This window comes from Indolivaga capnocytophagoides, from assembly GCF_036511535.1.
Classification (GTDB): Bacteria; Bacteroidota; Bacteroidia; order Bacteroidales; family Dysgonomonadaceae; genus Dysgonomonas_A; species Dysgonomonas_A capnocytophagoides.
In genome coordinates this window covers 2627967-2639490 of record NZ_AP028867.1, presented here as the reverse complement: position 1 = coordinate 2639490, position 11524 = coordinate 2627967, and the positions used below count along the sequence as shown (strand labels likewise).

14 protein-coding genes and 1 tRNA gene are annotated in these 11524 nt (G+C 35.8%); 11 read left to right on the top strand and 4 right to left on the bottom strand.

The annotated features are described in order from the left end of the window. Positions 1 to 335 precede the first annotated feature (335 nt). From AABJ51_RS10695 to AABJ51_RS10665, 7 genes are all read left to right on the top strand, one after another. Positions 336 to 872, top strand: coding sequence for an antirestriction protein ArdA (locus AABJ51_RS10695; protein ID WP_338372519.1), 537 nt, complete (start codon positions 336 to 338; stop codon positions 870 to 872). A gap of 323 nt (positions 873 to 1195) precedes the next feature. Continuing rightward, a complete protein-coding gene (locus AABJ51_RS10690; protein ID WP_338372518.1) occupies positions 1196 to 1780 on the top strand; it encodes a hypothetical protein in 585 nt (194 codons plus the stop codon). Positions 1781 to 1782: 2 nt separating this feature from the next. Then, complete coding sequence (locus tag AABJ51_RS10685) at positions 1783 to 2283, top strand: hypothetical protein (RefSeq protein WP_338372517.1); 501 nt, start codon at positions 1783 to 1785, stop codon at positions 2281 to 2283. A gap of 24 nt (positions 2284 to 2307) precedes the next feature. Continuing rightward, entirely contained in the window at positions 2308 to 2820 is a 513-nt protein-coding gene (locus AABJ51_RS10680) for a hypothetical protein (RefSeq protein ID WP_338372516.1), read from the top strand. A gap of 1 nt (position 2821) precedes the next feature. Further along, entirely contained in the window at positions 2822 to 3193 is a 372-nt protein-coding gene (locus AABJ51_RS10675) for a hypothetical protein (protein ID WP_338372515.1), read from the top strand. Between the two features lie 136 nt (positions 3194 to 3329). Next, a complete protein-coding gene (locus tag AABJ51_RS10670; protein ID WP_338372514.1) occupies positions 3330 to 3743 on the top strand; it encodes a hypothetical protein in 414 nt (137 codons plus the stop codon). Between the two features lie 101 nt (positions 3744 to 3844). Beyond that, on the top strand, positions 3845 to 4393 hold the full coding sequence (locus AABJ51_RS10665; protein WP_338372513.1) for a hypothetical protein: 549 nt from the start codon (positions 3845 to 3847) through the stop codon (positions 4391 to 4393). 210 nt (positions 4394 to 4603) lie between these two features. Here the strand turns inward: AABJ51_RS10665 and AABJ51_RS10660 are convergent. The 4 genes from AABJ51_RS10660 to AABJ51_RS10645 all read right to left on the bottom strand — a co-directional run bounded on the left by AABJ51_RS10660 (position 4604) and on the right by AABJ51_RS10645 (position 7037). Further along, positions 4604 to 4690: transfer RNA gene (locus AABJ51_RS10660), tRNA-Ser, on the bottom strand. Positions 4691 to 4820: 130 nt separating this feature from the next. Next, complete coding sequence (locus AABJ51_RS10655) at positions 4821 to 5597, bottom strand: TatD family hydrolase (RefSeq protein ID WP_338372512.1); 777 nt, start codon at positions 5595 to 5597, stop codon at positions 4821 to 4823. Positions 5598 to 5604: 7 nt separating this feature from the next. Then, entirely contained in the window at positions 5605 to 6576 is a 972-nt protein-coding gene (locus AABJ51_RS10650; protein ID WP_338372511.1) for a polyprenyl synthetase family protein, read from the bottom strand. Between the two features lie 83 nt (positions 6577 to 6659). Then, positions 6660 to 7037, bottom strand: coding sequence for a hypothetical protein (locus AABJ51_RS10645; protein ID WP_338372510.1), 378 nt, complete (start codon positions 7035 to 7037; stop codon positions 6660 to 6662). A 261-nt stretch (positions 7038 to 7298) separates the two neighbouring features. Between AABJ51_RS10645 and AABJ51_RS10640 the strand changes: the two genes are divergently transcribed. From AABJ51_RS10640 to AABJ51_RS10625, 4 genes are all read left to right on the top strand, one after another. Continuing rightward, complete coding sequence (locus AABJ51_RS10640) at positions 7299 to 7568, top strand: hypothetical protein (protein WP_338372509.1); 270 nt, start codon at positions 7299 to 7301, stop codon at positions 7566 to 7568. 36 nt (positions 7569 to 7604) lie between these two features. After that, positions 7605 to 8297 (top strand): hypothetical protein, encoded by a 693-nt coding sequence (locus AABJ51_RS10635; protein WP_338372508.1) that lies wholly within the window; start codon positions 7605 to 7607, stop codon positions 8295 to 8297. Positions 8298 to 8699: 402 nt separating this feature from the next. Next, a complete protein-coding gene (locus tag AABJ51_RS10630) occupies positions 8700 to 11186 on the top strand; it encodes a T9SS type A sorting domain-containing protein (protein WP_338372507.1) in 2487 nt (828 codons plus the stop codon). Then, the gene (locus AABJ51_RS10625; protein ID WP_338372506.1) at positions 11183 to 11491 is read left to right on the top strand and encodes a hypothetical protein; all 309 of its coding nucleotides are present in this window, start codon (positions 11183 to 11185) and stop codon (positions 11489 to 11491) included. The genes AABJ51_RS10630 and AABJ51_RS10625 overlap by 4 nt, the downstream gene beginning before the upstream one ends. Positions 11492 to 11524 lie beyond the last annotated feature (33 nt).

The following is an 11524-nucleotide window of genomic DNA, read 5'->3' as shown; positions in this document are numbered from 1 at the left end:
TTGTAAGGTCAATAGATGATATAATCGGTACTTTAAGTGATCGTAGGCAGGGTAACTCAGTCAAGCCCCCCGTTTTAAGCCTTGGAAGAATGATTTTTTATGCGAAGAAGTACAGCCGAAAAGCCTTGCAAAAATTGATACGATTGCTTTTATGAAAAACTGTTCGAAGTAGCTTTTATAAGAGAATCCCAATCAAGATTAAAGCAAATAATCTGCTGATTCAGATTTGTATTAGAAGACAATTTCATCCAACAACAAAAGGGAATTAGAAAGCCTGTCAGTTTAACTGCTGATAGGTTTTCTTTTTTTATTAACTGTCTATAATTATAGGAAGGATGGATGCAGATGATTTATTAGAAGCAAAGATTTATGTCGGTACTTACAGAAAGTACAATGAAGGAAGTTTATTCGGAAAGTGGCTTACTCTCAGTGACTATTCGGATAAAGATAAGTTTTATGAAGCTTGCAAAGAGTTGCATAAGGACGAAGAAGACCCTGAGTTTATGTTTCAAGATTGGGAAGGATTACCTAAAAGCTTGATTAGTGAATCATGGATAAGTGAAACAGTCTTTGAGTTGATTGAACAAGCAGATCAGATGGATAACTTTGATGCTTTTATGGCATTCTTGGACTTTACAAGCTATTCTTTAGAGGACGAAGACCTAGGTTATCTACTTAGCAAATTTAGGGATTGTTATGCAGGGAAATACGATAGTGAAGTTTCTTATGCAGAACAGTTTATTGAGAATTGTTATGATCTATCTGATTTTATGCAGACTTATTTTGATTATGAGAAGTTTGCTAAAGACTTATTCATGGGAGATTATTATTTCGATGATGGAACGAACTCTGTATTCAATCGGAATTATTAAGACAGCATCAGTTTTACCTTTAAAAGAACAAATATCAGTGTCCATCAAATCTTACAATTATAATATTTTGTAGCTACATGGTTTTCAACTAAATTTGTGCTAATTCCAATCCGTCAAAGTGTTGATAGATGGAAGTACATTTTACTTGGAAAGCAAGAAAACGAATTATCCTCATTTAGAAAATCGCCAATTTTTCAACACCACGAGGATAGCGGTAATAAGCTTTCTACGTCAATTTGCATATATACTAGCGATAGTATTTATAATAAATGGCGTGGGACTTGTTACTCGTCTGTGGTGTGGGTGTTTGGCGATACCTCTAAATGGATGAGTTAATAAGTTCCCACGTTTTTTTATTATTAACCTCTTCATTGGGAACAGAAGAGAACACAAAACATTTATATTTAATGAGAAAACTCATCTTAGCACTTTTTCTCAGTGCTTGTTCCTTTTCTGCATATTCGCAATTGAGTTTGCCAGAATTTAACTATACTCCTGTTAATCCCTCCAATAACAGTAATCAGAGTTATAGCACTTCTTATCCGAGTCTGGAAATTTATTCTAATCCATTATTAAAAGAACAAATACCATTACCCGAATTTAATTACAGCAGAACAAATACTGTACTTGAAAACGGATGGTATGATGCAGAAGTTACTTATTACAATCCGAGTACTGAGACAAAGTCAACCTATGCTCTAAATGTGAAAATCCATAATGATAGAGCTATTGCGATCAGTTTTGGAGAAGGGGAAAGTGTCCATACAGGTTCTAATAATTCTGGATATAGTTATTCTGGTGGAGATTTAACTTTCTATCAGAATAAAACTGGAAAAATAATATCAGCAGATACTACAGTCAAAATATATAGTAATGGTTACTATACCTATTTTAATATTAAATTATAATCATGAAAATTCAATCTTTATTTCGAATTATTACTCTTCTATTGCTAGGTTTCACTCTTAGCAGTTGTTCTTCATTGAACTTGACAGGGACAGATAACTACATTTCCTCTTCATTATATAAAGGAGGATATTGGGGGACATGGAAAACCGAATATCAACTGACAGGCAATGTGAATTATATTGGAGACTCTTTTACTCTACTTATTTATAACCGTTCGGATCATCCATCTAATTATCAAACTAAAATAATGGCTGATCGGTACGTTAAAAAAGATGGAGACTGGTTTGAGTATACAGGTATGGTAACCGTGAAAGAAGTATATGATTATATGGATAATATGGGAGAGTTTTATCAAAGAGATTCGGATAAATTAGACTTGATAGGAAAAGAATTATCATTTCCTTGTACTATAAGAATATCCAAGCCTATAAAAGATATATTCAAAAAACATGGAATGATCAATATCTTCTATAATGGAGTAGGGCGGGCATATAATTTTTAATGAATAACAAATAAAAGAAAGAATATGAATAAAATTTTAATTACAACTATATTGATACTTTGTACAAGTACTTTTTCTGTTAAATCTCAAAATACAGTTCATTCAGCACAGATTCCTCAATTAGAACAGCCTAAACCAGACAGAAATATGTTGGGGAAATCTATTTATAAAGTATTTATTAAGGATGGACGAGAGGTTAATCGAATAGATTATAAATCTCTTATACATATTGGATTTAAAAACTCGAAGGTTTCAAGAGTCCGAGTTATAGAACAGAATGCTTTGCCTTGGGACTTGGATGTTCTTAGTCTCAATAATACCGATTTAGGTCTGGAAATGGTCTGCAAAAATAAATCTGGAGATACATTTAATGTAGTAATGCGACCAATTGAGGACTATCATAATATTTGGAAGCAAGCAGGAGGGGATATTATATTCCTCGAAATAAAATCGAATATATTGCATATTGGTTACATCATGGTTGAAGCAGATAAAAGCTTTGTTGAGAACTTTACAAAATCATTTATGAAGAATTAAAATGAAAAAGACTCTCATTTTGTTGATCATGTTCTTATTTGTAGGATATATTCAAGCACAGAATAATCCTAAAATTAGTTATGCTGTTAAATATATTTTTGATGAAGAAGGCAATGTCCATAAATGTGAAGCATATTTAAACTTTATGTTGGGAAATCTGTCAGTGAAAAGAAATGGGCAGACTAAAAATTGGAAGTGTGAGAATAGAGGGCAGATTAAACATCAAGATGGAGATTTGACCTTTCTTTATTACTATTATTATCTTCCTACAATTAATGTTCTGATGTATATCAGTAAAGATCGGATAATAAAACATGAGGATACTTTCTATTATAGAATAATCTTTGATGGTCAAACTCAATTAGCATTATGATATGGATGATCGGTTTACTCTTATTCCTTTTGGTTGGAGGGTATGGGAGTATTAAAGAAGGAATGGCGAAAAATTTTCATACAGCAACAATCTTAGGCTCTGTTATGATAACTATTGCTATAGTTTTGATTTTAGTATGGATATTTTAGAATCCTGCATTAATTATCTGAAAGATCGGAATATGCCTGTTATCATTAGTGACAAAGGAGCATATTTCGATTTTGAAGGAATATCATTCTATCTGGTTTATCCATTTAAAGGTGGACAGGTCGTTCAGATTTTTACTTGTGATGTGTTGAAGCTAAATAAGAGGAATAGAACCAAAGCATTATGGGAGATCAATAAATTAAACTGTGATATGAGCTATGCTGATATTAAAATTGGAATCATGGACTTTTACGTTCTTATATTTTCAGAAGCAGTTATTTCAGATGAAAATGATATTCGGAAGTTATCTACTCTTACAGTTTCGATGCACGAAGCAACAACCGAAATTCGCAAACTGATGAGACGGAACAGAGGAAAGAAGAGAAGATTGATTAAAGAGTGATAATATAATAGAGGGTATATTTTTCTTGAAATAATAGATTTATATGCCCTCTTTAAATTTTATCCCACTTAATAGAAGTTTAAAGTATAATGAACAATTAATTGAAAATAAAAGGAATGATTGTATTCGTATTAATAATAGTCGTAATTATTATAGCTGTATCGGTTGTCATTTATCAGTCAGCAGATAAAGAAGCCTGTGATCAAGCATATAACAAAGAATTATTAAAAATAACCGAAGAAAAAGAAGATATGAAATTAACGGAAGAACTTTTAAATATTTTAGCAGAAGAAGGTTATAAACCAGCTTTAGAGACAGGCGAGAATAGAGAGATAATATACTTTAAAATAGAAGGAGATACTGTTATGATTGATCTTTTTAAAGATGATCCTAACTATGCTATTATAAGGTATCATATCGGAAACGTTGACCCAGAACGAAGAAGTGAAACCCTTGAGAGAATAAATTTAGTGAATTGGGAAGTCAAATATGTTACTCTTTTAATGAATGATGAATATGTGTTTGCAACTTGTGATATTCTATTTAGCGAAGGACATGATTTAACAGGTATATTTCTTTATTTAGGGGCAGTAACTACATCAAAGGATATATTTTGGAGATTAGAAGAAGAAAAAGCTAGTTTGAATTGATGAAGAATAGGGGAGGGTATATTCTTCTTGAAATAATAGATTTACCTTCTTTGAAATTTATCCTATTTAGTCGAAATTGAAGAAAAAAATAATAGAATATTAATCAGTATAAACTACTACTAAAAATTGTATGCACAAATGTATGCACATTGGCTAAAATTACTCTTAATACTAAGATAAATGCTTGATGGTAAGTTGTTGGTTTACAGGTGGATGGAAGAGATTCGAACTCTCGATACCCTTTAGGGGTATATACGCTTTCCAGGCGTACCTCTTCAACCACTCGAGCACCTCTCCAATTGTGCTTAAACTGTTTGAGGATGCAAAGTTAGCAGGATTTTTCGATTTGGCAAGCAGGGGGCGGAAATACCAATCGTAATAAAATTTGCATAAAAGGATTAATAGTCTTGTATGTATTACTCAGACCTTATTGGATATTAATCCCGAACAGTTTTTTTGCATTATTACTGGTCGTACTTTCGATATCATCTTTACTGGTGTTATAAATATCACACAGTTTATCAACGATGTAACTGGTATATGACGGTTCATTACGCTTTCCTCTATATGGAACGGGTGGAAGGTAAGGTGCATCTGTTTCAACGATAATGCGACTGAGATCAGCATCTTGTAAAACCGTTGGTAAAGTCGAATTTTTGTAAGTGACTGTTCCGTTTATTCCGATATAAAAATTCTTTAGATCCAGAACAGCTTGGAGTTCTTCACTGTTGCCACCGAAACTATGGAAAGAGCCCTTCAGCTTATCTGCCCCTACTTTTTTTATACATTCAACAGATTCCATTACCGCATTCCGGCAATGAATAGATACAGGCAGATTGTACTCGATACTCCATCGGAGTTGCTCTTCGAATGCTGACTTTTGTTCTTCAGCCAGGGATGTATCCCAATATAAGTCAATTCCTATTTCACCTACAGCAATGTATTGATGCCTCGAAAATTGCTCTTTGATAATATTCAGATCTTTTTTCCAGTCTTTTGTGACACTGGTCGGATGCAGTCCCATCATCGGAAGACAGTAGCCTTTATGTCTTTCAGCCAGAGAGTTTACCTCTTTTATCGATTCGGTATCAATATTCGGTAATAAAATAGCTGCAACTCCGGCTTGCTTTGCCCTAAGAATAACATCATCAATATCATTCGAGAAAGTTTCATCGAATATATGCGAATGGGTATCTATGATCATTCCCTTTTTAAGATTTTCTAGTTAAAAGGTTTTCCGCTAGTTTTTTTAATTCTGCTTTCCGGTTCTCATCTACTTGTACCTGATTCAGGTCGTTGATGCCCTTCTGATAATATGATTCTATCATTTCTTCCGAAAGCTTTTTCAGATTGAGCTTATTATATAATTGTGTCACAGCTCTGATTTTTTCTTCTTCGTTATACTCCTCTTTATTTATCCATGCGTGCATTTCGTCCGACGTTTCGGGGTGTTTCAGCGTAGTAATCTGCAAGTATGTTTTCTTGTTGCAAAGAATATCCCCTCCGATTCGTTTACCGAAAGTTTCAGGATTGCCATATACATCCAAAAGATCGTCCATCAGCTGAAAAGCCAGACCTATATTTATTCCGAAACTGTACAACGCGTCTGCATCTTTTTGAGAAGCTCCCGCTGCAATAGCTCCGCACTTAAGCGAACATCCGAGAAGGACGGCTGTTTTTAGCCTGATCATTTCAATGTATTCATCTTCTGTGACATTCATTCTTTTCTCAAACTCCATGTCGAGCTGTTGACCACAGCAGATTTCAGTAGCTGTATTGGAGAACAAATGTAATATTTCAGGCAGATGTTCCGATGGTGATTTGGCAATCTCTCGGTAAGATTCTATCAGCATGGCGTCTCCCGAAAGTACAGCAGTGTTATCGCTCCACTTGATATGTACCGTTGGTTTTCCCCGTCGTTTGTCGGCTTTGTCCATCAAGTCGTCGTGAAGGAGCGTAAAATTGTGGAATATTTCAATCGCCAAAGCGATGGGTATTGACTTTTCGATATCCGATTTGTACAGGTTGTATGCCATTGTTGCAAGCACTGGGCGGACTCGTTTTCCTCCGATTTCGAGGATATATTCTATCGGCTCGAACAACGAGTAGGGCTTCTGCTCGAACTTGAGATTCTTAACTTCTTCGTTGATTTTATCTAATATATCGGAAAATGTATATAACATGATATTTCGTATTTTGTAGTATGCAAAGGTACGTCTTTCTTCGGACTAATCGAATGTTTTAAGTAATAAATAGGTCTGAGGTCTTAGGTGTAAATGGCGATGATTCCGAGTAGTATACTACTTATTACAACAACGAGGATACCTATAATTATTTGTTTTGCCGTGAACTTCAGTTTTACGGGAGAGTCGGGGTTTTCGCTGTATGTATCGATTGTCTTATTATTAAGATAACCCTGCGAGATACCCAAGAGAAGTATATCGAAAGTAATTTCTTTTTTTTCGATAGGTGTAATATCTTCTTCATTTAGTTGTATATGCAGCGTACTGGTTTCGAGATAAGATATATCAACACCGAATTCTTTCGCGTAACGATTCATAAAACGCTCAACAGTATTAGATTTGCTGTCATTCTGTTCCGAGATGTAGTTCCGGATAAATAATCTTAATTGCTGGCTTTTCATTTTTTTTTTTTTGATAATTATGGATTAAGGTCTCAGACCTATTTATTGACTTTGCAAACATAATAGTAATAGCAGGTTATCGCTTTAAAATATGTCATTAAATCCTTTCTGTTATTTATATAGCACTGAAACCCCTGCATACAAATATATCAATAAAAAAGGATTTTTTGGCTGCAGCCTCGATTTGTACCGTATGTTAAAAACATTTTTCTTCGCTCGACAAACTTTAGAATCTTAACAACAATCTAAGACAACACTCTTATGGCAAAAATTTCTTTATTTTTCATTTCTTTATTGACTATCCTTATCACGGGATGTAGTAACGACGATTATTATGAGCGTGGCTCATCCGACACAAAACAAAGCAAAACTGCACATTGGTATGGAGTAAAGCAGCTGTCTGATTCGGTTTCGCTCCGATCGGCTGCCGACCGTATGAAGTTATGGGCTCAGGATCCGGTGATCACAGTTAAGTTTTTGAACAGTCCCGATGATCCGGCGGTGATCGACCAGATCAAAAACTATGCTTAGGAATGGGAGCAGTACGCAGGTGTAACTTTCAATTTTGTGGAAACGTCTGAAAATGCTCTTGTGCGTATCGGCTTCGATTGGGATGGTAATTTGTCTGACGGCGACAAAGAGTTCATTGCTACACTTTATCCAACGAAAGAAGGCAACACCATACAAACCGCATGGGTAGATGCAGGGTATTTTGTTTGGGCAAGTGCTGAGAAGACGCAATTACGCATATCGCCAAAAGGGACTTTGATGGAAGAATTGTCGGATGTGATTGACGGTGAGCAGTTGACTAATGCAACTGATATGTTTTATGCGATGGATGTAAATGGCCGTTCAACCTCAGCTGAGTTAAGAAAAGCTCCTAAATTTAATACTTCTAATATTGTTGATTTCACCTCTGTGTTTTTTAATTGTCGTAAATTAAAAGAAGTTCCGATACTTGATACCTCAAAAGGTAAATATTTTCACTCAATGTTTTATTATGCAAATAATCTGGAAAATTTTAAAATGGATGGATTTGGACAGGGTACATTTTTAAAATTTCCATATTGTGAGAATCCGGATCTTGATATCACTAGCTCTGTCTTTGAAGTATCTAGCCTACAATATCTAATAGATAAGCCTACAAATAGTAGAGCCATTTGGACTGTCAACCTCCACAAGTCCCTTCAATCCAAAGTCTCTGCCGATCTAATAGCACAGGCAGCAGCAAAAAATATAAAATTCGAATTCTTATATTAATTAACTAAGTTGTTCTGGTTCTAAAGTTTTGTATCTATAATTTAAGGAGAGGCATATTCGCTTATGTCTCTCTTATTTTTTGTGTTGGGGAATAACTAACTGTACCTGCCCTTACCGGAATGCCAACCCCCTTTAGTGGATGCAGAGGTTAGCATCAAAAGATAAATTGTTAACAACAACAAAGCCTTTCTAAATCGGTCGTGTTAAAATAAAGTATTCAATTATGGTTAATTTAAGTTAATTTGTTGAGGCTGTGTTTTGAATTGTTAGCAAATATTAATCAAATGTGTATCTTTGTGTGTTGAAAGCTGAATGGAATATAGCTTTCTGTATCGGAATTTATACATGTAACTCGTTGTGATAGAGCAGGAATTGCTTTGTCTGACTGAAATCAACACAATAATGAAGGGAAAATTATTTCTATTACTCGGGATAGGCTTTGTACCTCTGGCTCTCACAGGTCAAACTTATTTGTATAATAAGGGTACGATGTCGGTCGTTACTACAAATAATCAAAATACGGCATTGTATATTGGCGGTGACTTGCGGTCGGAAGCTAGTCCAACGAAGGGTACAGGCTCTATTCTATTAACAAAGGCAAAGATCGTTCTCACCGGTAATCTATATAATTATGGAGAGCTTGATGGGACGGGAACAACTCAAGGTCATGTTTTTAATGTGAATGATTATACTGGTTATGGAACTGCAGCTAATCGTTCGTCTCTTCATTTTAAAGGAACTTCTCACCAAAATGTATGGCAGGCAAGCGCTGCCGGTGGTGTGGATTTCAATAAGATGAACTTTAAGTTGAAGTCTAATAGCGTTATTTATTTTCCTGATATAGTAATAGAGAACGATAAACATGTGACTATCAATCCAGAGGTTGGAGCGAGTGCTTATAATATAACGCCTGTAAAAGGTCGCTTGATACTTGATTCTCGTAAATTAAATCTGGCTGGGGGGGATAAATTACCCGGTGGTTCTACAATTCATAATGATAATAGTTCTTCGGTTTTAGCGCATTTGTTAGTAAGAGGAACTCATAGTCAGGAGTTTGCTACATCTGAAGGACAGGCGAGGGCTTTGGATGGATATCCGGGCGTACAGGTGAATCTTGCATTAAATGAACTTCCAACGAGTGAGAATCAACGATATCATGGTGATCCGATTGTAGGTATGGGTAGTCCGTTTAAGAAAATCCGAGCGGACTATTTTATGTGGAATTTCTTGTTTTTACCTTCTGGTAATAATATATTTAATGAAGATGGTAATACTACAACAGACCCTACAACTGTTTTGGATGCAGGGAGAGGTTTTGTTGTTGGTATAGATTTAAGAGGTCAGAATGGAGCTGTGTATAATGATATTCATCCGTTCTACAGAGATCCCGCAAATGGGTATGCATTGAATTTTGCTACACGTTCAAAAAATGGTTATAAGTTTAATCGTTTTGCTTATGGTAATAATCGCAATAATCTTTATCAGGTAAAGCAGGCATATACAACGTCTAATGCAGTTGATAAACCTAGTAATAATGATGGTGTGAATGTTAAACCCTCAGACCCAAGTAATGATGCTTATATTGCTGAGGTTTTAAACTCTGGAAATGTTAGCAGAACTTTAGTGAAAGGTTTTAACTATTTGTCTAACCCGTTTACCTGTCCGTTGGATGTGAGTCGATTAGTTTTTATTAATACGGCTGCTACTCCATCTGAAGACTCTGAGTGGAAGGTCGCTCCAGGATTTACACCTGCTACTGGTAGTGCTACCACTCCTGTAGGAGAGATTGCAAACCGTGTTTGGGTGATGGATCCTGCATCTGTAGCATCTGGTACATATGATGTTTGGTCGGGTGGGCAAGTTAATAATCCTGGGAATAAATGGGTGGTTGCTCATTATAAATATCGATTGATTTCTCATATAGGAGCGACAGGAGTTGCCGATTATGATGATGGTTCGGGAGATGTGCCTGATGGTGCGAATAGTAAAGCTTTGATTGCTCCTATGCAAATGTTTGTCGTATATGCAAATACTGGAGGAGTAGGGAAAAATATTGTTATTCCTGCAAGTCAGAGAAAAATAGATGATAATGCTTTATTTTTGCGTTCGGAAGGTGTAAAGAAATACGAATCAGATGATTTCTTATTGCAGGTGGAGGATTTGGATAAGGGTACAATGGACAGGGCTGCAGTTGTATTACGTACTTTTTCGGAAATCAATAAGTCTGGTTATCAAAATATAGCGAAATTGACTACAGATGTTAGTTCCAATGAAGATGGTAAAACAAGGGCTGTTACATCTGAAGGAACTACGCCAAAAACCTCAGGGATGAGTTCTTTGTATACTCAGGATTCTGATGGTAATGCTTTGGAAACAAGATTTCTGTCTATTGATTTGAATTCGTCAACTACCTCTACAACGCTGTATTTGAAGCCATCCTTGACGGAGCATCAGATTACGATACGCTCGTTTAGGAATTATACAAAAGACCGTATTTCGGAAATTTGGCTGGATGATAACAAAACCGGAAAAAAAACCAAATTATCGGAAGGTGCAACTTATACAACAACCTCTTCTCCGAAAGATAATGCAGATCGTTTTACACTACGTTTTATATATCCTGCCGGAGGAATCGGGGATGAAGGTATTGTGAATCCGGATGATACAAGTATTACAGCACATTACGCAAATAACACGCTGACTGTTTCAGGTTTCAATGATTCTGATTATGGAAGTCTGGTTTCTGTCTACGATATACAAGGACGCTTGCTAAAACAGCAGAAAGTCGATGGCACTACAGTCAAATTCAATGATGGATTTGCAGTAGGTGCATATATCGTAAAAGTAACAGGTAACAGATCGTATGCAACTAAATTCTTAGCAAGATGAAATTATACATCACATCTTTGGTTTTAGTTTTTCTACTTGTAAACAACGCTCATTCATTACAAGCAGAAGACTTATTACCGTCTGAAGTATACTATAACGAAAACATAGCGGTTAATGATATCGGAGCTTCTGCTCCTACACTTGGCAATGGTTCAGGAAATGGAGATGATGGTCTTAACCCCGGTGGAGATGGCTGGGGTGGCGGTGGCTGGGTAGGATCACCGGTTGGTGATGCCGTATTACCTGTCGCTGTCGTTGCAGCTATGTACGCGTCCTTTCTATTGTATAGAAGGCGCAAGGCTTAGTATTCGGATTATAAAATAAACAAGATCAATATG

Bases quoted from the DNA above. Each gene is read 5' to 3' on its own strand.
- AABJ51_RS10640 (WP_338372509.1), top strand. From the start codon at position 7,299: ATGGCAAAAATTTCTTTATTTTTCATTTCTTTATTGACTATCCTTATC.
- AABJ51_RS10655 (WP_338372512.1), bottom strand. From the start codon at position 5,597: ATGATCATAGATACCCATTCGCATATATTCGATGAAACTTTCTCGAAT.
- AABJ51_RS10675 (WP_338372515.1), top strand. From the start codon at position 2,822: ATGAAAAAGACTCTCATTTTGTTGATCATGTTCTTATTTGTAGGATAT.
- AABJ51_RS10685 (WP_338372517.1), top strand. From the start codon at position 1,783: ATGAAAATTCAATCTTTATTTCGAATTATTACTCTTCTATTGCTAGGT.
- AABJ51_RS10625 (WP_338372506.1), top strand. From the start codon at position 11,183: ATGAAATTATACATCACATCTTTGGTTTTAGTTTTTCTACTTGTAAAC.
- AABJ51_RS10690 (WP_338372518.1), top strand. From the start codon at position 1,196: ATGGATGAGTTAATAAGTTCCCACGTTTTTTTATTATTAACCTCTTCA.
- AABJ51_RS10670 (WP_338372514.1), top strand. From the start codon at position 3,330: ATGGATATTTTAGAATCCTGCATTAATTATCTGAAAGATCGGAATATG.
- AABJ51_RS10630 (WP_338372507.1), top strand. From the start codon at position 8,700: ATGAAGGGAAAATTATTTCTATTACTCGGGATAGGCTTTGTACCTCTG.
- AABJ51_RS10645 (WP_338372510.1), bottom strand. From the start codon at position 7,037: ATGAAAAGCCAGCAATTAAGATTATTTATCCGGAACTACATCTCGGAA.
- AABJ51_RS10650 (WP_338372511.1), bottom strand. From the start codon at position 6,576: ATGTTATATACATTTTCCGATATATTAGATAAAATCAACGAAGAAGTT.
- AABJ51_RS10695 (WP_338372519.1), top strand. From the start codon at position 336: ATGGATGCAGATGATTTATTAGAAGCAAAGATTTATGTCGGTACTTAC.
- AABJ51_RS10680 (WP_338372516.1), top strand. From the start codon at position 2,308: ATGAATAAAATTTTAATTACAACTATATTGATACTTTGTACAAGTACT.